Annotated in this window: 20 protein-coding genes; 4 read left to right on the top strand and 16 right to left on the bottom strand. The window is 63.2% G+C overall.

The window, feature by feature from the left end:
- Positions 1–3: 3 nt before the first annotated feature.
- The 16 genes from madL to pilG form a co-directional block, all read right to left on the bottom strand.
- Positions 4–396: a malonate transporter subunit MadL gene (gene madL, locus H0Z09_RS02440; protein ID WP_186686853.1), complete on the bottom strand. Its 393-nt coding sequence runs from the start codon at positions 394–396 to the stop codon at positions 4–6.
- Positions 397–463: 67 nt separating this feature from the next.
- Positions 464–1363, bottom strand: coding sequence for a malonate decarboxylase subunit epsilon (mdcH, locus tag H0Z09_RS02435; protein WP_186686851.1), 900 nt, complete (start codon positions 1361–1363; stop codon positions 464–466).
- Positions 1360–1947, bottom strand: coding sequence for a malonate decarboxylase holo-ACP synthase (locus H0Z09_RS02430; RefSeq protein ID WP_186686849.1), 588 nt, complete (start codon positions 1945–1947; stop codon positions 1360–1362). Before H0Z09_RS02430 ends, mdcH begins: the two co-directional genes overlap by 4 nt.
- Positions 1941–2711 carry a biotin-independent malonate decarboxylase subunit gamma gene (gene mdcE / locus H0Z09_RS02425; RefSeq protein WP_186686846.1) on the bottom strand — a complete coding sequence of 257 codons (771 nt, stop codon included), beginning with the start codon at positions 2709–2711 and terminating at the stop codon, positions 1941–1943. The genes H0Z09_RS02430 and mdcE overlap by 7 nt, the downstream gene beginning before the upstream one ends.
- On the bottom strand, positions 2708–3550 hold the full coding sequence (locus H0Z09_RS02420) for a biotin-independent malonate decarboxylase subunit beta (RefSeq protein ID WP_186686829.1): 843 nt from the start codon (positions 3548–3550) through the stop codon (positions 2708–2710). Before H0Z09_RS02420 ends, mdcE begins: the two co-directional genes overlap by 4 nt.
- Complete coding sequence (locus tag H0Z09_RS02415; RefSeq protein ID WP_076953165.1) at positions 3543–3842, bottom strand: malonate decarboxylase subunit delta; 300 nt, start codon at positions 3840–3842, stop codon at positions 3543–3545. Before H0Z09_RS02415 ends, H0Z09_RS02420 begins: the two co-directional genes overlap by 8 nt.
- Positions 3842–4675, bottom strand: a complete 834-nt coding sequence (locus tag H0Z09_RS02410) for a triphosphoribosyl-dephospho-CoA synthase (protein WP_186686818.1) — start codon at positions 4673–4675, stop codon at positions 3842–3844. Before H0Z09_RS02410 ends, H0Z09_RS02415 begins: the two co-directional genes overlap by 1 nt.
- Complete coding sequence (mdcA, locus tag H0Z09_RS02405) at positions 4676–6346, bottom strand: malonate decarboxylase subunit alpha (RefSeq protein ID WP_186686815.1); 1671 nt, start codon at positions 6344–6346, stop codon at positions 4676–4678.
- Between the two features lie 122 nt (positions 6347–6468).
- Entirely contained in the window at positions 6469–7191 is a 723-nt protein-coding gene (locus tag H0Z09_RS02400) for a hypothetical protein (RefSeq protein ID WP_186686812.1), read from the bottom strand.
- Positions 7192–7527: 336 nt separating this feature from the next.
- A complete protein-coding gene (locus tag H0Z09_RS02395) occupies positions 7528–7782 on the bottom strand; it encodes a DUF6124 family protein (protein WP_186686809.1) in 255 nt (84 codons plus the stop codon).
- An 867-nt stretch (positions 7783–8649) separates the two neighbouring features.
- Positions 8650–9105, bottom strand: coding sequence for a chemotaxis protein CheW (locus tag H0Z09_RS02390; protein ID WP_186686807.1), 456 nt, complete (start codon positions 9103–9105; stop codon positions 8650–8652).
- Complete coding sequence (locus tag H0Z09_RS02385; protein ID WP_186686805.1) at positions 9098–14917, bottom strand: Hpt domain-containing protein; 5820 nt, start codon at positions 14915–14917, stop codon at positions 9098–9100. The genes H0Z09_RS02390 and H0Z09_RS02385 overlap by 8 nt, the downstream gene beginning before the upstream one ends.
- Before the next feature lie 177 nt (positions 14918–15094).
- Complete coding sequence (locus H0Z09_RS02380) at positions 15095–17146, bottom strand: methyl-accepting chemotaxis protein (protein ID WP_186686793.1); 2052 nt, start codon at positions 17144–17146, stop codon at positions 15095–15097.
- Positions 17143–17667 (bottom strand): chemotaxis protein CheW, encoded by a 525-nt coding sequence (locus H0Z09_RS02375; protein WP_186686790.1) that lies wholly within the window; start codon positions 17665–17667, stop codon positions 17143–17145. The genes H0Z09_RS02380 and H0Z09_RS02375 overlap by 4 nt, the downstream gene beginning before the upstream one ends.
- 12 nt (positions 17668–17679) lie before the next feature.
- Positions 17680–18045: a twitching motility response regulator PilH gene (gene pilH / locus H0Z09_RS02370; protein ID WP_076953156.1), complete on the bottom strand. Its 366-nt coding sequence runs from the start codon at positions 18043–18045 to the stop codon at positions 17680–17682.
- A 45-nt stretch (positions 18046–18090) separates the two neighbouring features.
- The gene (gene pilG, locus H0Z09_RS02365) at positions 18091–18498 is read right to left on the bottom strand and encodes a twitching motility response regulator PilG (protein WP_010564379.1); all 408 of its coding nucleotides are present in this window, start codon (positions 18496–18498) and stop codon (positions 18091–18093) included.
- A 241-nt stretch (positions 18499–18739) separates the two neighbouring features.
- On the opposite strand from pilG, the gene gshB reads away from it, so the two are divergent.
- The 4 genes from gshB (at position 18740) to ruvX (ending at position 21750) form a co-directional block, all read left to right on the top strand.
- Positions 18740–19693: a glutathione synthase gene (gene gshB / locus H0Z09_RS02360; RefSeq protein WP_186686787.1), complete on the top strand. Its 954-nt coding sequence runs from the start codon at positions 18740–18742 to the stop codon at positions 19691–19693.
- A 77-nt stretch (positions 19694–19770) separates the two neighbouring features.
- Positions 19771–20676, top strand: coding sequence for an energy transducer TonB (locus H0Z09_RS02355; RefSeq protein ID WP_186686786.1), 906 nt, complete (start codon positions 19771–19773; stop codon positions 20674–20676).
- Between the two features lie 67 nt (positions 20677–20743).
- Positions 20744–21313, top strand: a complete 570-nt coding sequence (locus tag H0Z09_RS02350; RefSeq protein ID WP_076953153.1) for a YqgE/AlgH family protein — start codon at positions 20744–20746, stop codon at positions 21311–21313.
- On the top strand, positions 21313–21750 hold the full coding sequence (ruvX, locus tag H0Z09_RS02345) for a Holliday junction resolvase RuvX (RefSeq protein ID WP_003176676.1): 438 nt from the start codon (positions 21313–21315) through the stop codon (positions 21748–21750). The genes H0Z09_RS02350 and ruvX overlap by 1 nt, the downstream gene beginning before the upstream one ends.
- Positions 21751–21757 lie beyond the last annotated feature (7 nt).

Below are 21757 nucleotides of genomic sequence, written 5' to 3'. Positions count from 1 at the left end.
CGATCACCCGGCTTCTTTGGTGGGAACAACAGCGTCAGGCTCAGGGTTGCCGATGCGCACCAGCACCGGCACCAGGGCAAAGCCCAGGACCACTGCCAAGGTGCCCGCGAGAATCGCCATCGGGCCGCCACTGATAGCGCCGTACACGTTTTGCTGCGCCGCCATCGCCACCACGATCGGGATATAAATCGCCGCCCAGAAACTCACACCCGGCTCCGACTTGCGGGTAAACCACCCGCGCTTGCTGAGGTAGCTGCCCAGGCCGATCAACAGCAACATGGCAATGCCCACCCCGCCGACGTTGGCCGGGATGCCCATCCACCTGCCCAGCAATTCGCCGACAAACAAGCCGGCCAAGGTACAGAACGCCAGAAACGCCACACCGTAAATAATCATTGTCGTTGTCCTCAAAGTGCTCGATCGAAATTGTTGTTTTTGTGCTTCGAAAGCCTTGGGTGGTGCTTTATCGGTGGCGGCGCTCCTCCTCTTGCAGCAGGGCCTGCAAGGTGTCCAGGCGCGCGCCTTCGCAGGCGATCACCGTGCCTTGTTCAAACACGCACCGTGACAGGCCGGTGAGCACGGCGCCCGGGGGCAGTTCGATTTGCAGGCGCACGCCGCGTTCAACGGCGCTTTGCACGGTGCCGCGCCAATCGACGACGCGGCACATGTTGAAGGCCAGGTCGTCGCGCAGTTGCTCGGGGTTGTGGATCGGCCGCGCGCGGGTGCTGCTCAGGTAGGTGATACGTGGCGCCTTGAGCGGCACGAAGGCCTGCGCCAGCGCCTGGGCCGGTTGCTCCAGCAGCGCGCAATGGGACGGCACGCTGACGGCCAGGCGCTTGGCAACGCCGTTGCCTTTCACTCGGCTGGCGACGCGCTGCATGGCTTCATCGCTGCCGGCGATGACGGTCTGGTTATCGGCGTTGATATTGGCCAGGTACACCGGGGTTTCGGGGCTGTGGATTTCGGCCAGCAGCGTTTCGACGGTGGATAACGCCGGGCCGATCAGGGCGGTCATGCCATAGCCGTGTGGATAAGCGTGCTGCATCAGCTCGCCGCGCAGGCTGACCAGCCTGAGCGCATCAGTGAACTCCAGCGCACCGGCGATCACCGCCGCCGGGTAAGCCCCGATGGACAGGCCCGCGACGTAATCCGGGGTGTGTTGCAGCAGGCGCGCGTGGGCCACGCCGACGATCAACAGGCAGAGTTGGACCGCACGGGTGCTCGCGAGCGCTTCAGCTGAATCCAATGCGCGAACGTCTTCACCCAGCGCCTCACTGGCCTGCTCCAACACCTCGGCGGGCAAGCCCTTGAGCATGCCCGGCCGTTGCGCGCCCTGCCCTGGGAACACCAAAAGGCTGCTCATGCCACCGCCTGCCAAGGGTCAAGTACCAGGTGGGCACCGCTGGCGGTTTTCAACAGCACCCGGCGCGATGGACCAGCCCATTCACGCAAGGCAACGGCGCCCAACGGTGTTTGCAGTTGCATATCCACCACGCACACGACCTTGTCCAGGGTGGCCAGGAGGTCGCGGGCATCACTGCGCTCAAGCGGCTTGGGCATGCGAAGAATCAAATCCAGATCGCTTTGGGCATGCAGCGCTTCAATGCCCGTGGCCAATTCAAAACCCGCGCTACCCGTGACACCCCAGCTCAACGGCGCCAACACGGGTCGCAGCTGATCGAGGGCGTGCAGTGCCGGTAGATCCCGTGTTGAGACAACGTCGCACAACGCTTCCGGTGCGACTCGCCGCTGCACGGCGTCAATCGGCATCACGGCCGCAAAGCGCTGCTCACGCAAACGCCCGCGCACTCCCACCGCGACCAAACCCGGCGCGACCACGGCGCGACGCACCACCACCGTGCCAATCGCACCCAGTGCCCACCCCGGCGCATCAGCGGGCAAGTGCGCTGGGGTCATGCCCCAGAGCAGGTCGTGGGCGTTCACCATTGTTCCCGCAGCAGTTGGCGCACATGGCTGGAGGCGGCGCGATGGGTTGCGCCGAGGCGGCCGCTCAAATCGGGCGTGTCGATGTCCTTGATCGCGCTCACCAGGCAATCGCTGACGCGCGCCAGATCCTGCGGCGTGGGTTGTTCGATCTGGCTGACCGACAGCGTTTCCCACAACAAGCCAAGGCTGGCATAGCTGTCGATGTCATAGGCCATTGGCGGCACGCTGGCGGCCAGGTTCTCCAGCTCTTCGACGCTGCGCAGGGTCACCCGCGCCGCCGACGCCTTGCCCATCGCGTGCACCATCACGCCGGGGTCACGCAGGGCAATCAGGCGATTGGCCTGGTAGCCATGGGCGAGAAACGCCCCGGACATCGCCTTGCCCACCAGCAGCGCGATCACCGGGTGCCCGGCCAGTCGGGCGCGCGCGTAGCTGTCGGCGGCGGCGGCCAGGGCCTGGTGAATACCGAGGGCTTCTTCGCGACGGCCGTAGGCTTGGCTGGGCACGTCGACGATGGCAATGATCGGGCGTTTGTCGCCTCGTGCGATGGCTTCATCGACGGCCTTGGCCAGGCCCCAGCCTTCCAGCAAGCCGACCTCGCCGTTGCGGGCCCGGGGGAAGCGGTTGTGCTCGTCGGTCACCACGGCGATAAAGCGCACGGCGTGTTCGCCCAGCACGCCATCGGCCACTTTCAATGAGTGCGGCAAGCCCGCAACGGGCGTCGCGCCGGCGCTCAAGGCGTTGAACCAGTGCAAACCTCTCATGGGCGTTCTCCTTGATACAACGCGCGCACCGTCGCTGGGTCGATCTGTGGCGCAGCGTCCAGTTCGGCCAGGCGCGCCAGGTAATAATCAGCTCGGCGGCTGCGTTGCTCGGCGGGCACGCCTTGTTGCAACAGCGCGCTGACGGTCTGCTGAATCTCGGCCACATCGTCCGCCACATAACGATCGGCCAGGCCGCTGTTGAAGCGCTGCTCACCACCGGTAAGGCTCCAGATGAACGGCCGGTCGCGCGAATCGTATTCTTCCAGTCCTGCTTCCTGCTCGATCACTTGCGGGCCATTCAGGCCCAGGCGTGCTTCGCGGGTGACCACAAGGTAACTGCACAACCCCGCTGCGATGGACATGCCGCCAAAGCAGCCGACGCTGCCGGCCACCACGCCGATCACCGGCTGGTACTGGCGCAAGTCGACAATCGCGGCGTGGATATCCGCGATGGCGGCCAGGCCGAGGTTGGCTTCCTGCAGGCGCACGCCGCCGGTTTCCAGCAGCAGCACGGCGCGAGTCGGGATGCCCTTGCGGTTGTCTTCGGCTGCCAGCTCCAACGCGCCGGCGATTTTCGCGCCGCCCACTTCGCCGAGGCTGCCACCCTGGAAGTTGCCTTCGATGGCGGCAACGACGGCAGGTTTTCCGTCGATGCTGCCCTTGGCAATCACCACGCCGTCATCGGCCTGCGGTACTACGCCCTGGCGGCTGAGCCACGGCGACATGACGCGCTGGAACGGGTCGATCAATTCGCGGTAGGAGCCGGCATCCAGCAAGGCCTTGGCCCGTTGCCGCGCGCCGAGTTCTACGAAGCTGTGTTTGGCGAGCAAGTCAGTCATGGCCGATCTCCTCGAAACCCTGCTCCAGGCGCAGGCGCACCACGCCGGGCGTGGCACCGAAATCGTGGATATCAATGTTCAAGGCCGGTGGCGTCTGTTCCTGGAAGATGCGTTGAAACAGATGCTGCCAGCGCTGTTCGGCGCCATTGACCGAGGTTTGCACCTGGATCGTCAGCGTGCCTGGCGTGCCCGGCTCCAGCAGCACTTCCAGGTCGCCTGAACCGACGCAACCTACCAGCGCACGGCCTTTTGGCGGCTGCCCGGCGGGGAATTCAAAGGATAGGGTTTCCATCACAACGCTCCGTCGAGGCGGTCGATAAACAGGCAGGCGGCCAACAGGTCGGCGGCGCCGCCAGGGGAGGCATTCAGGGCCAGCAATTGGGTGTCGAGTGCGTGCAAGTGGCGGCGACCGGCAAGGGTCGCACTGCCGCCGGCATTCAGCACCGCCTGGGCGCCGCGCTGCATCGTCCGTAAGCCTTCAGGGCCTGCGCGGTAAAGCACGCAGGTGTCGGCCAACTCGGTCATGATCGCGAGCAAGGCATCCAGGCGCGCGTTCTGTTCGCCAGCATTTTGCAGGCGGCTTTTGCGCAGTTGCGGCAAGCCGCGCTGGATGACCGACGGGAAGCCAAGCTGAGCTTCTTCACGGGCACCGCGTGCGCCATAGCGTCGGGCGACCTGAGCGCCGTGGCTCATCGGCCGTGGCGCAAAACGGTCATTGAGCAGGGCCAGCCGGGCTGCGTTCAGCGTGACGTTGCGTGAGTCCAGGGCGGCGGCAGCGGTGAGCAAGCCGAGGGCCCAGATGGCGCCGCGATGGGTGTTTACGCCGCCGGTGGTGGCGAGCATGGCCTGCTCACCTTCGCGCCCGAGACGGCCGAGGGCTTCGCGCAGGGGCAAGCCGACTTCGCCGAATTCCAGCGCCGCCTCGGCCATTTGCTTGAACATCGGCCACAGCGACAATGCCGAAGCGTGCATCAGGCCCAAATGCAAATCGTCATGGGCGCCGTTGCCACGCCGGTCGACCAGCGCAGGTTTGGGCGACAGGTCCGCTTCATCGATCAGCGCATCAACGGCTAGATCGGCCAGGCGATCCGCGAGGGTGAGTTCATGCAGTTTAAGTGCGCGCATTTACCAGCTCCTGAATTTGGCGGGCGGGTTGTACAGGCCACCGGACCACTCCACCAGATCGGCCACGCTCTTGGCGGCCAACAGCTCGCGGGTGGCGTCGGTGCGGCGAATACCCAAGTCTTCGGGCAGGGCGATCAGGCCTTCACGGCGCATGCGCGCGGTGTCCTTGGGGTTGTGGCGCAGGCCGATGGCGGTCACCCCGGCGACAGCGGCGATCATCGCCTGGCGCTCCTCCAGCGAACGCGCCTTGTACAGGTAGGCGATGCCTTCTTCGGTGAGCAGATGGGTCACGTCGTCGCCGTAGATCATGATCGGCGCCAGGGGCATGCCACTCTTGCGCGCCACTTCCACTGCGTCGAGGGTGTCGACGAACGTGGGTTTTCCGCCTTCTTGGAAGGTCTCAACCATTTGCACCACGAGTTTTTTGCCGCGTTCCAACAACGCTTCGGGCGCGTCGCCGTGACGCATATCCAGCCAGGCCGGCGTACCGTGGCGCCGACCGCGTGGGTCGTGGCCCATGTTCGGCGCACCGCCGAACCCGGCCAGTCGACCACGGGTTACCGTGGAGGAATGCCCGTCGCCGTCGACTTGCAGGGTGGCGCCGATAAACAGGTCCACCGCGTATTGGCCAGCGAGTTGGCTGAACATCCGGTTGGAACGCATCGAGCCATCGCGGCCGGTGAAGAACACATCCGGGCGGGCGGCGATGTAGTTCTCCATGCCCAGCTCAGTGCCGAAGCAATGCACGCTTTCGACCCAGCCGCTTTCAATGGCGGGGATCAGCGTGGGGTGCGGGTTGAGGGTCCAGTTGCGGCAGATTTTGCCCTTCAGGCCCAGGGATTCGCCGTAGGTGGGCAGGATCAGTTCGATGGCGGCCGTGTTGAAGCCGATGCCGTGATTGAGCGACTGCACTTTGTGTTTTTCGTAGATGCCACGGATCGCCATCATCGCCATCAGCACATGCACCGGCTTGATGTGGCGCGGGTCGCGGGTGAACAGCGGCTCGATGTAGAACGGCTTGTCGGCCACCACCACAAAGTCCACCCAGCTCGCCGGAATATCGACGCGGGGCAAGTCCGTCACGTCGTCCACCAACTGGTTGACCTGCACGATGACGATGCCGTCGCTGAAGGCGGCAGGTTCGATCAGGGCCGGGGTGTCTTCGGTACTGGCGCCGGTGTAGATGTTGCCGGCGCGGTCGGCCATGAAACCGGCGGACAGCACCACGTTGGGGATCAGGTCCACCACCAACCGCGCGTAGAGTTCGATGTAGGTGTGGATCGCGCCGATTTCCAGCAGGCCGTCTTCCAGCAATTGGCTGATGCGCAGGGACTGGGTGCCGGCGAAGGAGAAGTCGAGTTTGCGTGCGATGCCCTTTTCAAACAGGTCCAGGTGTTCGGAGCGGCCGACACTGGGCATGATCATGTGCAAATCGTGGAGCTTGGCCGGGTCGGCCTTGGCCAGTGAGCGGGAAAGGAAGTCGGCTTGCTTCTGGTTGTTGCCCTCCAGCACCACGCGGTCGCCGGGGAGGATCAGCGCTTCAAGGGCCTCGACGATTCTGTCATTGGGCAGCACCGCTCCGTCTGCAAACTGCCTGACCAGCCCCAGCCGCCGCTGTTTCTCGTCGCGCCGCCTCGTCCAGCGCGAGTCGGGGGTGATTGTTATTGTCATGGTCGCTCCACGGGGTTTGCTGTCGTGGGGCTTACCTTAGGAGTGATTGAGGGGGCCATCAATCAAGCTGGACGTTGGACTGTTACGCCTGGGTTAATGATGACTCAATTAACACGGGGCGTTCAGACCCTGCGCCATTCGCTGCGATGGAACCATAGGGTCCTGAAAAACGCCAACGCCGCAAAAAAGTGCAACCCCGACACGGCCGCCCAACTCCAATCCCACAGCCCTGACAGCGCCTGCGCGTAAACCGGTAACAGCAGCACGAGCAACGCCACCAGCGCGCCAGCACCCACTTGCTCCCAGTTTCTCAAGCGAGTGGGGCGGGACGCTATCGCGTAACCCAACAATGCACCCAGACACACAATCAGCAGGCTCAGCAGGTCATGCTCGCCGACCGGAGGCCACCCCAGCAGGTTGAGCGGCAGGCAGACCGCGAACAGGGTGAACGAGCAGATCGCGACATAAACAAAAGCGTACTCAAGCGCATCCAGCAGACGATCACGGATAAACCCACGAGCCTGTTTATCCTCTTCCGGTGTGGGTCCTTGGGAAATCGCCACCGCCAGCAGACCCGACCCGAGACCGCCCAGGGTCATGACCACGAAATTGCTCACAACGCCTTTGATTGCCTTATCGGCACCGATCAGCTTGAGGCTCTCGAGGTACACCAGAATAAACACCGCGCCCGCGGTGGCAATCATGAAGCCCCACAGCTTCCCCCGGTTGGACTGCACGTTCATGGTCACAGCCGCCGTGAGCACCAGCACCCCAAACCACATCAGGAGCGTGCCGGTAAAACGGTTGAGGTTGTACAGCCAGGCAAACCCATCCAAAAGCCACATTGCGTCGATACTTCTGTCGAAAAATTCCCCTCGCTATCGGCAGTGGAGCGGGGATCTTTACGATGGGGGGAGCAAGTGTTCCGTGGCTCGTCGCAATTGCCCAAGACGCCCTCCCCGCACGTTGACCCAGTCACCCCCACTGATAGCTAGCCAACAGGTCCTCCGCATTTCCCGGCAAGGTGGTGCCGCCGTCAATCAAAATGTGGGAGCGGGCTTGCTCGCGAAGGCAGGGTGTCAGGCCATGCAACTATTACTGACCCACCGCATTCGCGAGCAAGCCCGCTCCCACATTTGCCCTGTGTTGTTTGTTAGATAGCAGTCCCATTAAGGGACCGATCAGTCCCTTTTTGGGACCACCTCCGGCGACGGGCTGACTTGCTCCAACGCCCTGTCGACCAACAATTGTCCGAACTCAGCCATTTGCTGAATCCCCAGCATGATTGCACGCTGGGAAGCGTCCAGGTCGAAGGCCAGGTTGCAGGTGAGTGCGTTGAGGGAGGACAGGGTTTCGCTGGCGTTGACCAGCAAGGTTTCGGTGGTTTGGTGCGGGTTGACGGTGAAAAGCGGTGGATTGGGGGTAGGTTTGACCATGATGAAGCTCCTAAACAGTAAGTAAGGAGCGCCACCGTTCGCTTGCACGCGAATGAGGGTGGCGACCGTGCGCAGGTGTGCAAGACCGGGCCTGTTTAGGACACCCAGCAGGTCCGAAGACCTCCTGCGCGCAGCCGCCATAAAGCAGCGAGCACAAAAAACGCCCGTGGTTGGCTGGGCGTTTGTACGCCTAAACAGTTTCGTCGGACTTGCACGTCCGTGTCACCGTTTTTTGCGATGACGGGACGAAGACTAGGCGCGCTGACTCAATGCAACAAGTTCATGCATTGCCCAACATCTTGCAGGAAAAATCCGAAGCCCCCGCTCACCTTGATCGTTCCCACGCTCTGCGTGGTAATGCCGCCTGGGACGCTCCGCGTCCCGACCAGAGCCCCGCGTAAGGGTGACGCGGAGCGTCACGGGATGCATTACCACGCAGAGCGTGGGAACGATCGACGACTTGTGGCAGGCCGAGCATCGGGAGCAGCCGGTGATTGAGCGGTTTGCGCGGATTGATTGAGGGCTGGAGCCGAGCGCAATTCAGTGTGGGAGCTGGCTTGCCTGCGATGGCGGTGGGTCAGCTGGCTAATGTGTGACTGACCCACCGCTATCGCAGCATAGGTATCTACACATCTATTTTTAATGCATGCGAGCATCTGTAGTGAGCGGGCTTGTCCCGCGCTGGGCTGCGAAGCGGCCCCAAACCAGGCGACTTGGATTTATCTGGAACTCGGCGGCGTATTTATTGGGGCGGCTTCGCCACCCAGCGCGGGACAAGCCCGCTCACTACAAAGATGTGTAGATACCTATGGCTATCGCAGGCAAGCCAGCTCCCCCAGTAGGTCTCACTGAATTTGAGAAGAGTGTTCAGGCCAATCCGGATTCGACCAGCAAGGCTTCCAACCCCATGAGGTCCGGCACCTTCGCCACATGCTCCCCCACCTGCACCGCCGCCAGTTCCAGCGGGCACAGCGGCACGTCCACATAACTCAACTCGCTGTCGAGCTTGTACGAACGCGGAATCCCCTGGATCACCAGCGCAATAAACTTCAACGTCGACCGCCCACCCAACGCATTCAACACCACGATCCGTGAACGGGTGCCGGTCACGCTGGCTTCGCCACACACCGCTTCGAAGCTGATCAGCGGGATCTGCCGATCACGCCAGGTCACTTGCCGCAAATACCATGGCGGCGCATCGCTGGCCGGTTCGCCGCGCTGGAAGTCGATCAGCTCGGCGATGGCGACGTTGGGCAGGATCAGGTGCCGATCGGCCAACGGCAGCAGCAGGCCGGTGAGTTGGCTGGCGCGGTAGTCAAGCATGGGACTTGCTCCAGTAGGCAATGCTTTCGAGCAGCACCGATTCCTGATACGGCTTGCCGAGGTAGTCGTTCACGCCAATGGCCATCGCGCGGTCGCGGTGTTTCTGGCCGGTGCGTGAGGTGATCATGATGATCGGCAGGCGCATCAGGCGCGGGTCGTTGCGCACTTGGGTGGCCACTTCGAAGCCGTCCATGCGCGGCATTTCGATGTCGAGCAGCATCAGGTCCGGCGTGTGTTCTTCCAGCACGGCGAGCGCGTCGATGCCGTCCTTGGCGGTGAGCACGTTCATGCCATTGCGCTCCAGCAGGCGGCTGGTGACTTTGCGCACGGTGACCGAATCGTCCACCACCAGCACCAGCAGCGGGCGTTTTTTCAGCGGGTCGTTGAGGACCAGTGGCGCGTCGATCAGCTGGGCGGGCAAGGCCGGCGGGCGTGCGCGGATATGCGCCAGCAAATCGATGATCAGCACCACGCGGCCATCGCCCAAAATGGTTGCGCCGGACAAACCCTGCACGCCGGCAAACTGCGGGCCCAGGCCCTTGACCACGATCTCCCGCGTGCCGGCCATGGCATCCACATGGATGGCCACGCGCCGCTCATTGCACTGCACCAGCAGCACCGGCACCGGCTGGTACTGGCCCAGCAGTTTCGGACGGCTGACGGTGTGCAGCAGGTCGCCGAAATAGAACAGCTCATAGCGCTGACCAGCGTATTCATAATGCGGCGGGTCTTGCTGGTAATGCCCGGCCAACTCATGGGGCAGTACCCGAACCAGGCCTTCGATGGTGTTGAGCGGGATCGCATATTGATCCTCCGCGCATTGCACCATCAGCGCGCGGTTGACCGACACGGTAAACGGCAGGCGGATGCGAAAATGCACGCCTGCGCCGGGCGTCGAATCGATGACCATTGAGCCACCGAGCTGGCGCACCTCTTCATGCACCACGTCCATGCCCACGCCGCGCCCGGAAATCTGGGTGATCTTCTCTGCCGTGGAGAACCCCGGCTGCAGGATGAACTGCAACACGTCGCGGTCGCTCATCTCTTGATGAGGGGCCAGCAGGCCGCGCTTGATCGCCTTGCGCCGCACTGCTTCCAGCGGAACCCCGGCACCGTCGTCGCGCATGTCGAAGACGATATCGCCGCCTTCGTGGGTCAGGTCCAGGGTGATGCGGCCTTTCTCCGGTTTACCCGCCGCCAAACGCACATCGCGAGATTCCAGGCCATGGTCGACGGCATTACGCAGCATGTGCTCCAGCGGCGCCGCCATGCGTTCCAGCACGTTGCGGTCCATCTCGCCCTCGGCATTGCCGACGATGAATTCCACGTCCTTGCCCAGCTCGCCCGCCACCTGTCGCACGATGCGCTTGAGGCGCGGCAGCATGCGTTCGAACGGCACCATGCGCGTGCGCATCAGGCCTTCCTGCAACGCGGTGTTGATGCGCGCCTGCTGCTGCAGCAGGTCGTGGGCATCTTCGTTGCGACGTTCGAGGGTGTCCTTGAGGTCGAGCAGGTCGGAGGCCGACTCCGACAGCGCGCGGGACAGCTGCTGCAACTGCGAGTGGCGGTCCATTTCCAGCGGGTCGAATTCTTCGTAGCCCAGGCGTTCGGCCTCGGCCTGCTGGCGACTGAGGAGACGGCCCTGGGTTTCGCTGTCGAGACGGCGCAGTTGGTCGCGCATGCGTTCGATGGTGGTTTCCACTTCGCTCAAGGCAATACGCGCATCGTTGACTTGCTGCTCGATACGGCCGCGGAAGATCGAGGTTTCGCCGGCCAGGTTGACCAGGTCGTCAAGCAGCTCGGCGGAGATCTTCACCATATCGGCAGCCGGGTCCACGGCGGTTTCCGCCTTGCCCGCCGGCAGCGCCACCGGGGTTACCGGCTCTTCGCTTGGGTGCACCAGGCTTCTGATGCGCTCGATGAGTGTGTCCACCGAGCCGACCGGCAGGCCGTCCGCCACGGCATCGATCATCTGCGCCAGGCGGTCGTGGCAGCCTTGCAGCAGCGCAAACAGCTCGGCGGACGGTGCGAGCAAACCGGCCGACAGGCCCTCGTAGAGAAACTCCAGCTCATGGGCCAGGTCGCCGATGGGCGCAATCTCGACCATGCGCGCGCCGCCCTTGAGGGTGTGCAGGTCGCGCAGCAGGGTTTCGACTTCCTGGCGGTTGCCGGGCTCGGCCTGCCAGCGCAGCAAGGCGCTGCCCGAGCTGTCGAGAATGTCGGCGGCTTCCTCGAGGAAAATATCCAGCAGCTCAGGATCGGCGCCAGACGTCTGCGGGGCCTCGACCGGCGCTGCGGGTGTGCTGCTCTGGCGAAATTCGCGCAGCTGGGCAATCAATTCGACGGCATCGCCCAGGGGCTGATGCTGTTGCAGGTCATCAAGCTGCGAGGCCAGCCGCTCATGGCTCGCCATCAGCAACAGGGACAGTTCGGCACAGTAACTGTAGCGCCGGTCCACCAGCCCTTCGTACAGGCATTCGAGCTCATGGGCCAGGTCGCCGACCGGCCCGATTTCGGCCATGCGCGCGCCACCCTTGAGAGTGTGCAAGTCGCGCTGCAAGGACGACAGCGGCGCGGCGTTGTCCGGTTCCAATAACCAGCGCTTGAGCGACTGCCCAGCGCTGTCGAGGAGGTCCACGGCTTCTTCGAGGAATATCTCGACGATCTCGTCGTCAATCGTCGTTTCGCGTGCCAACTGCTGTGTGGCGGCGCCCAGCTCGGCAATGCTCAGCGCGCGGTTGCCGTCGCTTTTGATCAGGCCGGTGGCCGACGGATCGAGGGCTTCGTCCAGCAGCTCGCGCAGGGCGTCGACACGGGCCGGCGCCGGGCTAACTTCCTGGCCGGCGGCCAGTTGGTCGAGCATGCTGATCAACGCTTCATGGGCCTGTTCGGCTTCGTGGAAAAACCGCTCGCTCACGGCCAGGCTGCTCTCTTCCACGGCGCCATAGAGGTCGAGCAGGGCTTCGCAGAGTGCGTCGATCGCGTGCAGGTCCGCGGCATGCGCACCCTCGCCCAGGGTGGTCAACTCGTCCAGCAGCGCGGTGAGCTCCTGGCGCTCGCCGGGGTGCTGTTGCCAGCGGCGCAGCAGGTTTTCGGCGTCGAGCAGGATGTCCATGCCCTGGGCCAGGAAGTTGGCGATCAGGTGCGGGTCGCGCTTGATGCGCAGGCCGGTGTTCGGTGCGTCGAGCAGTGCTTCAAGCTGGTGATCGAGCAAGCCTTGGGTGCGGTTGATCAGGTCTTGCGCACCTTTGATCGGCGCCAGAGGGTCACCGTCCAGGTCACGCAGCCCGCGCTGGAACAGACCTTCGGCTTCCAGCAGCAACTCCACTTCATCCAGGTCCAGCGGCAGGCGATGGGCCTTGTACTCGCGGGTCAGGTGATCCAGCGGGCGCGCCAGTTCGGCAATCGGCAGCACACCGGCCATGTAGGCGCTGCCCTTGAGAGTGTGCAGGGCGCGTTGCAGTTCGTCGCTGACTTGCAGCGGCATATGCTCGGCGGCCTGTTGCAGGAAGTGGTTAAGGCTGCCCAGGTGGCTCTGGGCTTCGTTGCGAAAGATCTCCAGCAACAGCGGGTCATGGGGTTCGGCGGCCGGCGCTTGGGTACCGCTGGCCAGCGCATGGGCGCGGGCGGCCAGGGCGTCGACTTCGTCGCGCTGGCGTTGAGCGTCGGCGGCAAAGTCGGCGATCAGTTCGGGCAGCAGGGCCACCGCTTCATCCAGCACCTGCTGCACCTCGGCGCCGAGAACCACGCTGCGTTCCAGCACGCGGTTGAGCAGGTTTTCCACGGCCCAGGCCAGCTCGGCCAATACCAGGGCGCGCACCATGCGGCCGCTGCCTTTGAGCGTGTGGAACGCTCGGCGCATTTCACCCTGAGCCGTCTTGTCGGCACTGTTGGGCAGGTGGCGGTGCAGCACCTCAAGGACTTCGTCGGTTTCTTCAAGAAAGACTTCGCGCAGTTCATCGTCGATAGGCGCCTCATCAGCCGGTGGCGGCAGCAAACTACCGGGGCGTTGCAGGGCCGGCGGGTTCAGGCGCGACGTCGGGCTGGCCAGCGCATCGAACTGGGATTGGCTCGGCGTGACCTCGGCCGAAAGCACGCCATCCGGTGCAGCCAATGCCTGGCGCCAGGGTTTTTCGGCGGGCAGGTAGCCCAACGCAGCCAGGCCTTGGGTGGCCAGCTCCAGCACCCGTTCGCCGGTAGCGTCCGGGTCTTGGAGCATGCGCTCGAGGTAGTACTCCAAACCGCTGATCACATCGGCGAAATGCGCCAGGTGCTGCTGCGAAGGCGCAGCGTCGTTGCCTATCAATTGTTCGTCGACATAGTCGGTGCAACCGCGCATCAGGCTCGCCGCGCGGGGTAACGGGATCATCGCAAGCGCGCCGCGCACCTGGCTCAGCAGCTCCGGCAAGGATTCCAGGCGCTGGCGGTCCCAGTCCGCTTCGACACAGTCGATCACCAGCTCCTTGGCTTGCTTGAGGCACTGGCAGGATTCGCGGATCACCAATTGGTGGATCTGGGTCAGGTCGGTGGTCGGCAGGCGGCTTTCTTCGCGGCTTTGCGGCTCGACGGTGCCGACCATGCCCGCCAGCGTGGCTTCGACATAGAGTAACGCGCCCGCCACGTCCATCAACACGGCGTCGTTGGGTTCGCGCTGGCCCTGGGCCAGGCTCAGCACCACCGCGAGCTGGTCGATGATGACTTTGCGCGGCTGGCCGAAGCCCAGCACCGCCAGGGTGTCGGCGATCTGCCGCAACGGTGCCAGCAACGCATCAAGGTCGCCGGTGTGCTGGCGGTCACTGCGTACAAATAAGTCGAGGCGTTCTTTGACCCGCACCAGTCCTTCACACAAAGCCCCCAGCACTGAGCCCATGGCGTTGCGATCGGCTCCAGCCAGGCGGGCGCGTTCGGCGTCTACCACGGCACTGTCGGGCAAGGCCTCGTCCAGGCCGTAGCGTTCCTTGAGGCTTTGCATGCGCGGTGTCGGCCGGGTGACCTTGGCGACGTAGAACAACAAGCTCTTGAGCAACTCATCCGGCGCCGGCTGGTTGACCCCGTCGATACCCTGGGCGAGCAGGCGCTTGAGTTGTTTGTCGCTGGCCTTGAGCAGGCTGCGCAACGCCGGGCTGTTGGCGATCACGCCGGTGAGCATGCCTTCGACCAGTGCCGAGGCGACTTGCCACAGCGGCAACAACGGCGCGCCCTGGCACAAGGCTTCAAGGCGTGCGAACACCCGCGCCATGTCTTCCAGGTTGCTCGGGCCGTGGTCCTCTCGCAGCAGCCCCGCCAACGCCTGTTGCAACAGGTGGTGCCACTGGCGCAATTGCTCTTTCAGGTCGGGCACCGCGCGTTGGGCCAGGGCTTCATCGGGCAGCGGGGCTATCGTCAGCAATTGCGGGCTGAACAGGCTGGTCTCCGACAGCAGGCTTTCGCCGCGCGCGCTGCGCAGGTCGTTGAGCAGCGGCAACACCACCAGCGGCAAGTCGCGGCGGGCACTGTGCACGCGGTCCAGATACAGCGGCAGCTGGTTGAGGGCTTGTTGCAGCAGGCGGATGCTCTCGTCGCGCTGGCCGACGCGCTCGGCCTGCAGGGCCACGGCGAGTGCTTCAATTTCTTCGGCTAGCAGCGCCGCGCCGTAGAACTCGACCATCTGCAAGGCGCCATGCACTTGATGGACGCACGCCAGGCACTCGTCGATGGCGTCGCCGTCCGGGGTTTGGGCATACGCGTCCAGCGCCGACCGGGCCTGTTTCAGGGTTTCGGCAATGTCGTCCTTGATCCATTCGAGGGCCACGTAGTCGTGCCGATCAACCATATTCACTCCGGTGAGAATTTTTGAGTTGCAGATGCTGCCAGGAATAATGGAGATCTAATGTGGGAGCTGGCTTGCCCGCGATGGCGGTCTGTCAGTTGATATATAGGTAGCTGACCCACCGCTATCGCAGGCAAGCCAGCTCCCACATTTGGACTGTGGTGTTCTTTGGGTCGCATTTCAATCATCGACCCGTTGTGGCGGCGGGAGGGTGAAACCCGACACCGACCTACGCAACTCGCTGGCCATCTTCGCCAGGTTGCCGATGCTCTCAGCGGTGGCCGTAGAGCCCGACGACGTCTGCGTAGTGATCTGCTGGATCACATTCATGGTCAGGGAAATCTGCCCCGCCGAAGACGTCTGTTGCTGCGCCGCATTGGAGATACTCTGGATCAGCGCCGCCAGGGTTTTCGACACGCCTTCGATCTCTTCCAGCGCCACCCCGGCATCCTGCGCCAGGCGTGCGCCGCGCACCACTTCGGTGGTGGTCTGCTCCATGGAGATTACCGCTTCGTTGGTGTCGGCCTGGATCGCCCGCACCAGGGTTTCGATCTGCCGGGTTGCGGCCGATGAGCGCTCGGCCAGGCGCTGCACTTCATCGGCAACCACCGCAAAGCCACGCCCGGCATCGCCGGCCATGCTGGCCTGGATCGCGGCGTTCAGGGCGAGGATGTTGGTCTGGTCGGCAATGTCATCGATCAGGCTGACGATGTCGCCAATCTCCTGGGACGACTCGCCCAGGCGCTTGATGCGCTTGGCGGTGTCCTGGATCTGCTCGCGAATGTTGTCCATGCCGTGGATAGTGTTGTGCACCACCTCATTGCCCTTGTTGGCGATCTCCACCGAGCGCTCCGCGACCGCCGAGGATTCTGCGGCGTTGGCCGACACCTGGTCGATGGACTGGGCCATCTGGTTGATCGCGGTGGAGGCTTCGGCGATCTGCTGGGCCTGGTGTTCCGAGGCCTGGGCCAGGTGCATGGCGGTGGCCTGGGTATCCTGCACCGCGCCGGCGACTTGCCCGGCGGTGAGGTTGATGGTGGCGACCAGGTCACGCAGTTGGTCCACGGAATAGTTGATGGAGTCGGCGATGGTACCGGTGAAATCTTCGGTCACCGAGGCAGTCACCGTGAGGTCGCCGTCGGCCAGGTCTTCGATTTCGTCCAGCAGACGCATGATCGCGTTCTGGTTGCGCTCGTTTTTTTCGGCGGTTTCATGCAACTGACGGTTGGTTTCGCGCACCATGACCAGGCCGATCAGGATGATCGAGGTCAACGCCAGCAGGCCCAGCACATAGCCGCCGATGGTGTCGAAGCTGCGCCCGCTGGCCAGGTTTTCAAACCCGGTGGCCAGGTGCGAGGCCTCATCGAGTAGGGTTTGCGACAGGTTGAAAATATTGCTCGCGGAGGCGCGCACCTGGAACAGTTGCGGCGAGGTTTCGAGGATTTCATCCACGGAGCCGGAGACAAACTCGAACAGCTCGGCGATTTCCCCCAGCCGCGCGCGGGCATCTCGGTCTTCGACTTGGGTGATGCGCAGCCCTGGATTGCCGTTGAGCATGCCGTTGAGCACCACGCCGAAGCGGTTGGCGTCGCGGCCGAACGCGTCGGCGGCCTGTACGGCGGTTTCGTCGCCGGCGAGCACGGTGTTCACCGCGCCGAGGATACGTTCAGCCAACAACGATTGGCGCTGGGCCAGGGCCACCTGGCTGGCCGGGGCGCCGCGTTGCAGGAGGATGTCGACGACCTTCTCCGATTCCATCTGCAATTGCGGCACGGTTTCGGCGAGCGTCGCGGCCACCTGATGCAAAGACAGCACCGTCTGTTCGCTGGCGAGGATCGCATCGGTGTTTTTCAGCAGCGCTTCCCAGTCGGTCTGCACCGCGCGCATTTCGGCGCGCACGGCGCCGGGCGCGGCGGGCAGGCCGGTTTGCGGGTCGCCTTTTTTCAGGTAGCCCCAGCGCTGGGCGAAGTCGTTACGCGCATCCGCCAACAGCTTGAACGCAGCGGCCTTGCCCGTAGCGGCCTCGGTGGCGTTCTTGGCAATGCGCTGGGACAGCACGCGCAGCTCACCGGCGTGGCCGATGTACTGTTTGTCGTAAGTGGACTGCGTGTTGAGGTACGCAAAGTTGGCGAACAGCAACATGATGAACACGATCAGTGCAATAAACAGCACGATGATCTGCGAGCGGCTGCGCGAGCCGGCCTGAGGCCTGGGGGTGGTCGCGGTGGTCATGCGGCAACGTCCATGAAACCCGCGGCCTTGGCCAGGGCGAAGGGGCTGAAGACCTGCCACTGCGGGTCGCCATCGAATCGGCCCTGAATGAACGGCGCACCGGGAGCGGCGTTCGCCAGCAACGCGTCTTGTGCAAAATGTTGCATCCCCGCCACCTCGTCCACCAGCAGCCCGACAAACAGATCGTTATATTCCACCACCAATACCCGCCGTTGTTTGCGCACCTTGGACAGCTCCAGGCCGAGGAAACCGCCCAGGTCCATCACCGGTAACAAGCGCCCACGCAGGTTGGCCACACCCTTGACCCAGGCCTTGACTCCGGGCATCAAAGTGCAACGCGGTTCATGCAGGACTTCGGCCACTTCACCCATGGGCGCGACATACCAATGCTCGCCCAAACGAAAGCCGATGCCGCTCCAACGCTGCAGGCGAGCTTCCTGGGATGGCAGGTCGGCGGCCAGCAGGCGGCAGCGGCGGTCAATGTCCAGCAGCAGTTCGAAGGCGGTGTGCGACTCGGTCATGATGGCGAACAGTCAACCAGCCAACACCTTATTCAGGGTGGCGATCAGGGTTTCTTCATCCACAGGTTTGGTCAGGTAATCCTTGGCGCCCTGGCGCGCGCCCCAGATCTTGTCGGTTTCCTGGTCCTTGGTGGTGATGATGATGATCGGGATACCGTTGGTTTCCGGCTCCTTGGACAATTGGCGCGTAGCCTGGAAGCCGTTGAGACCCGGCATCACGATGTCCATCAGCACGGCGTCGGGCTTTTCCAGACGGGCAAGGGCCACGCCATCCGCGCCGTTTTCGGCCTTGAGGACCTGGTGGCCATGCTTTTCCAGCATACCGGTCAGTTTGTACATTTCGGTCGGCGAATCGTCGACGATCAGAACACGTGCCATGGTTTTCCCCACTACATAGGTGGACGCCGCCCTTGTGGGGCGGCGTCAGTGTGCTTGTTCTACTGCGGCGAACCCTGGCACATAGGCCTTGATCGCGCCCAGCAGTTCTTCCTTGCTGAACGGCTTGGTCAAAAACTGATCGACACCCACGATACGCCCCTTGGCCTTGTCGAACAGGCCGTCCTTGGAAGACAACATGATCACCGGGATCGATTTGAACGCCGGGTTGTTCTTCACCAATGCGCAGGTCTGATAGCCATCCAGGCGCGGCATCATGATGTCGACAAAAATAATGTGCGGGTGATGGTCGACAATCCGGGCCAGGGCATCGAAACCGTCGATGGCCGTGATGACATCGCACCCTACGTTTTTCAACAGGGTTTCAGCGGTGCGGCGGATCGTCTTCGAGTCGTCGATCACCATCACCCTCAAGGCGTTGGAATGCTGTTCCATATCTGCTCTGCCATCGCCACAGCGAATCGGTTTTTTCGTGTGTACTGCCTGATGTTGCCCGGGATGAGCGCCGCAAGCCTTGGAATTCAAGGCGCTGCTGCGCCGTGGCAGTCTTTTTAGCACAGTCTTTGGGCGCAATCTATCGAGCAACCGGCCAGGTGGTTTTTCCTTGACCCACAACAGCCACAGCGCCACTCTGACGCCACTTTTATGCGCACCCATTTGCTAGAGGAAATCCCCCATGAGCGTTCGCGTCGGCATTGTCATGGACCCTATCGCCAGCATCTCCTATAAAAAGGACAGCTCGCTGGCCATGCTCCTGGCCGCCCAGGCTCGCGGCTGGACGTTGTTCTATATGGAGCAGCGCGATCTTTACCAGGGTGACGGCGAGGCCCGTGCACGTATGCGCCCGCTGCAGGTGTTTGCCAACCCTGAAAAGTGGTTCGAGCTTGCGGATGAAATCGACAGCCCCCTGAGCGACCTGGACGTGGTCCTGATGCGCAAGGACCCGCCGTTCGACATGGAATTCGTCTACTCCACCTACCTGCTGGAGCAGGCTGAGCGCGCCGGCGTGCTGATCGTCAACAAGCCGCAGAGCCTGCGCGACTGCAATGAAAAACTGTTCGCCACGCTGTTTCCGCAATGCACGCCGCCGACCGTGGTCAGCCGCCGCGCCGACGTGCTGCGTGAGTTCGCCGCCAAGCACGGTGATGTGATCCTCAAGCCGCTGGACGGCATGGGCGGCACCTCGATTTTCCGGCACCGCGCCGGCGACCCGAACCTATCAGTAATCCTGGAAACCCTCACAGCCCTGGGCACCCAGCAGATCATGGGCCAGGCCTACCTGCCGGCGATCAAGGACGGCGACAAGCGCATCCTGATGATCGACGGCGAACCGGTGGATTACTGCCTGGCGCGTATCCCGGCAGCCGGCGAGACGCGCGGCAACCTGGCGGCCGGTGGCCGTGGTGAAGCGCGGCCATTGTCGGACAAGGATCGCTGGATCGCTTCCCAGGTCGGCCCGACCCTGCGTGAAAAGGGCTTGCTGTTTGTCGGCCTGGACGTGATCGGTGAGCACCTGACTGAAATCAACGTTACCAGCCCGACCTGTATTCGCGAGATCGACAATGCATTTGGCACGAACATCGGCGAAATGTTGATGGCTGCCATTGAGCGCAAGCTGCAAGCCAAGTGACATAGAACAGCCGGACACACGCCAACATTGCGTTATCATGCGCCACCTGTGAAACGTGCGATGTTGGTTTTTTTGTCATGACACTCCCGTCCGATCTGCCCCCAGAACTCTCCCACCGCGGCGTGCGCCCGGCTGATCGGCTCGGATTTACCCTGTTTCTGGCAGCACTGATCCACTTGGCCCTGATCCTCGGCGTGGGGTTCTCCATGGTCGAGCCCAAGCAAATCAGTAAAACCCTGGAAATCACCCTCGCCACGTTCAAAAGCGAAAAAAAGCCCGAAAAGGCTGACTTTCTTGCCCAGGACAATCAGCAGGGCAGCGGCACGCTGGATAAAAAAGCCGTGCCCAAGACCACCGAAGTGGCGCCGTTCCAGGACAACAAGGTGAATAAAGTCACGCCGCCGCCGGCGCCCAAGCCGGAGGTCAAGCAGGCCACGCCCAAAGCCGCCGTCACCACCGTCGCACCCAAGCCGCAAAAAGCCCCGACCCAGCGCGAAAAGGCCAAGACCGAACCGAAACCCGAGCCCGTCAAGCCGGCTCCGACCTTCGACAGCTCGACGCTGACCGACGAGATTTCCAGCCTGGAAGCCGAGTTGGCCCACGAACAGCAACTGTACGCCAAGCGTCCGCGCATCTACCGGCTGAACGCTGCTTCGACCATGCGTGACAAAGGCGCCTGGTATAAGGATGAATGGCGCAAGAAGGTCGAGCGCATCGGCAACCTCAACTACCCCGAAGAAGCGCGGCGCCAACAGATCTACGGCAATCTGCGCCTGCTGGTGTCGATCAACCGCGACGGCACGCTATATGAAGTGCAGGTGCTGGAATCTTCCGGCCAGCCTCTGCTGGACCAGGCCGCCCAGCGTATCGTGCGCCTGGCCGCGCCGTTTGCCCCGTTTACCGGCGATTTGAACGACGTGGACCGCCTGGAAATCATCCGCACCTGGAAATTTGCCAAGGGTGATCGGCTGTCGAGCAACTGACCGCTCCCTTTGTGGTGCGCGCTCACTACACTTGTCAGTTCGCCCCTCCAACGCCACACTAGCGGACATGAAAAATGTCAGCCCGACCTACCTCAAGCACCAATTCCTGATCGCCATGCCCCATATGGCCGACCCGAACTTTGCGCAGACCTTGACCTACATCGTCGAGCACACGGCCAATGGTGCCATGGGGCTGGTGGTGAACCGTCCACAGGAGCTGAGCCTGGCGGATATCCTTGAGCAATTGCGTCCGGAAATCGATCCGCCGGCCAGTTGCCAGCACGTGCCGATCTACTTCGGCGGGCCGGTGCAGACCGATCGTGGCTTTGTGCTGCACCCCAGCGGGCCGAAATTCCAGGCGACGGTTGATCTGGAAGGCGTGTCGCTGTCCACTTCCCAGGACGTGTTGTTCGCCATCGCCGACGGCGTGGGCCCCGAGCAGAGCGTGATCACCCTCGGCTACGCCGGCTGGGAAGCGGGCCAGTTGGAAGCCGAACTGGCGAGTAATGCGTGGCTGACCTGCCCGTTTGACGCCGATATCCTGTTCAACACCTCCAGCGAGCTGCGCCTGGAAGCGGCGGCGGCCACGCTGCGGGTCAACCTCAACCTGTTGACCAGCCAGGCGGGGCACGCCTGATGGCTTTACGCCTGATCCTCGGTTTTGACTACGGCACCAAACAGATCGGCGTAGCGGTCGGCCAGGTGATCACCGGCCAGGCCCGCGAGCTGTGTACCTTGAAAGCCCAGAACGGCATACCGGACTGGAACCAGGTTGAAGCCCTCATTAAAGAATGGAAACCCGACGCGGTCGTGGTTGGCCTGCCGCTGAACATGGACGGCACGCCCAGCGATATGTGCCTGCGCGCTGAAAAATTCGCACGCCGCCTCAACGGCCGCTACAACATTCCCTTCTATACCCACGATGAACGCCTCACCACCTTTGAAGCCAAGGGCGAGCGGCGCGACCGTGGCGGACAGAAAGGCAGCTACCGCGACAACCCCGTGGACGCCATCGCGGCCGCTCTGTTGTTGCAGGGTTGGCTGGACGAAAACACCGCTTTATTTGAATCCTGACTTTGCC

The organism is Pseudomonas sp. SWRI18 (assembly GCF_014268345.1).
Lineage (GTDB): Bacteria > Pseudomonadota > Gammaproteobacteria > Pseudomonadales > Pseudomonadaceae > Aquipseudomonas > Aquipseudomonas cedrina.
This window is presented reverse-complemented; position numbering and strand designations above follow the sequence as displayed.

Excerpts from the sequence above, each read along its gene's own strand:
- gshB (WP_186686787.1), top strand. The coding sequence starts at position 18,740 with ATGAGCGTTCGCGTCGGCATTGTCATGGACCCTATCGCCAGCATCTCC.
- pilH (WP_076953156.1), bottom strand. The coding sequence starts at position 18,045 with ATGGCACGTGTTCTGATCGTCGACGATTCGCCGACCGAAATGTACAAA.
- madL (WP_186686853.1), bottom strand. The coding sequence starts at position 396 with ATGATTATTTACGGTGTGGCGTTTCTGGCGTTCTGTACCTTGGCCGGC.
- H0Z09_RS02375 (WP_186686790.1), bottom strand. The coding sequence starts at position 17,667 with ATGACCGAGTCGCACACCGCCTTCGAACTGCTGCTGGACATTGACCGC.
- H0Z09_RS02385 (WP_186686805.1), bottom strand. The coding sequence starts at position 14,917 with ATGGTTGATCGGCACGACTACGTGGCCCTCGAATGGATCAAGGACGAC.
- H0Z09_RS02380 (WP_186686793.1), bottom strand. The coding sequence starts at position 17,146 with ATGACCACCGCGACCACCCCCAGGCCTCAGGCCGGCTCGCGCAGCCGC.
- H0Z09_RS02420 (WP_186686829.1), bottom strand. The coding sequence starts at position 3,550 with ATGACTGACTTGCTCGCCAAACACAGCTTCGTAGAACTCGGCGCGCGG.
- H0Z09_RS02390 (WP_186686807.1), bottom strand. The coding sequence starts at position 9,105 with ATGCTTGACTACCGCGCCAGCCAACTCACCGGCCTGCTGCTGCCGTTG.
- mdcH (WP_186686851.1), bottom strand. The coding sequence starts at position 1,363 with ATGAGCAGCCTTTTGGTGTTCCCAGGGCAGGGCGCGCAACGGCCGGGC.
- H0Z09_RS02400 (WP_186686812.1), bottom strand. The coding sequence starts at position 7,191 with ATGTGGCTTTTGGATGGGTTTGCCTGGCTGTACAACCTCAACCGTTTT.
- H0Z09_RS02430 (WP_186686849.1), bottom strand. The coding sequence starts at position 1,947 with ATGGTGAACGCCCACGACCTGCTCTGGGGCATGACCCCAGCGCACTTG.
- H0Z09_RS02350 (WP_076953153.1), top strand. The coding sequence starts at position 20,744 with ATGAAAAATGTCAGCCCGACCTACCTCAAGCACCAATTCCTGATCGCC.
- ruvX (WP_003176676.1), top strand. The coding sequence starts at position 21,313 with ATGGCTTTACGCCTGATCCTCGGTTTTGACTACGGCACCAAACAGATC.
- H0Z09_RS02395 (WP_186686809.1), bottom strand. The coding sequence starts at position 7,782 with ATGGTCAAACCTACCCCCAATCCACCGCTTTTCACCGTCAACCCGCAC.
- mdcA (WP_186686815.1), bottom strand. The coding sequence starts at position 6,346 with ATGACAATAACAATCACCCCCGACTCGCGCTGGACGAGGCGGCGCGAC.
- pilG (WP_010564379.1), bottom strand. The coding sequence starts at position 18,498 with ATGGAACAGCATTCCAACGCCTTGAGGGTGATGGTGATCGACGACTCG.
- H0Z09_RS02415 (WP_076953165.1), bottom strand. The coding sequence starts at position 3,842 with ATGGAAACCCTATCCTTTGAATTCCCCGCCGGGCAGCCGCCAAAAGGC.
- mdcE (WP_186686846.1), bottom strand. The coding sequence starts at position 2,711 with ATGAGAGGTTTGCACTGGTTCAACGCCTTGAGCGCCGGCGCGACGCCC.
- H0Z09_RS02355 (WP_186686786.1), top strand. The coding sequence starts at position 19,771 with ATGACACTCCCGTCCGATCTGCCCCCAGAACTCTCCCACCGCGGCGTG.
- H0Z09_RS02410 (WP_186686818.1), bottom strand. The coding sequence starts at position 4,675 with ATGCGCGCACTTAAACTGCATGAACTCACCCTCGCGGATCGCCTGGCC.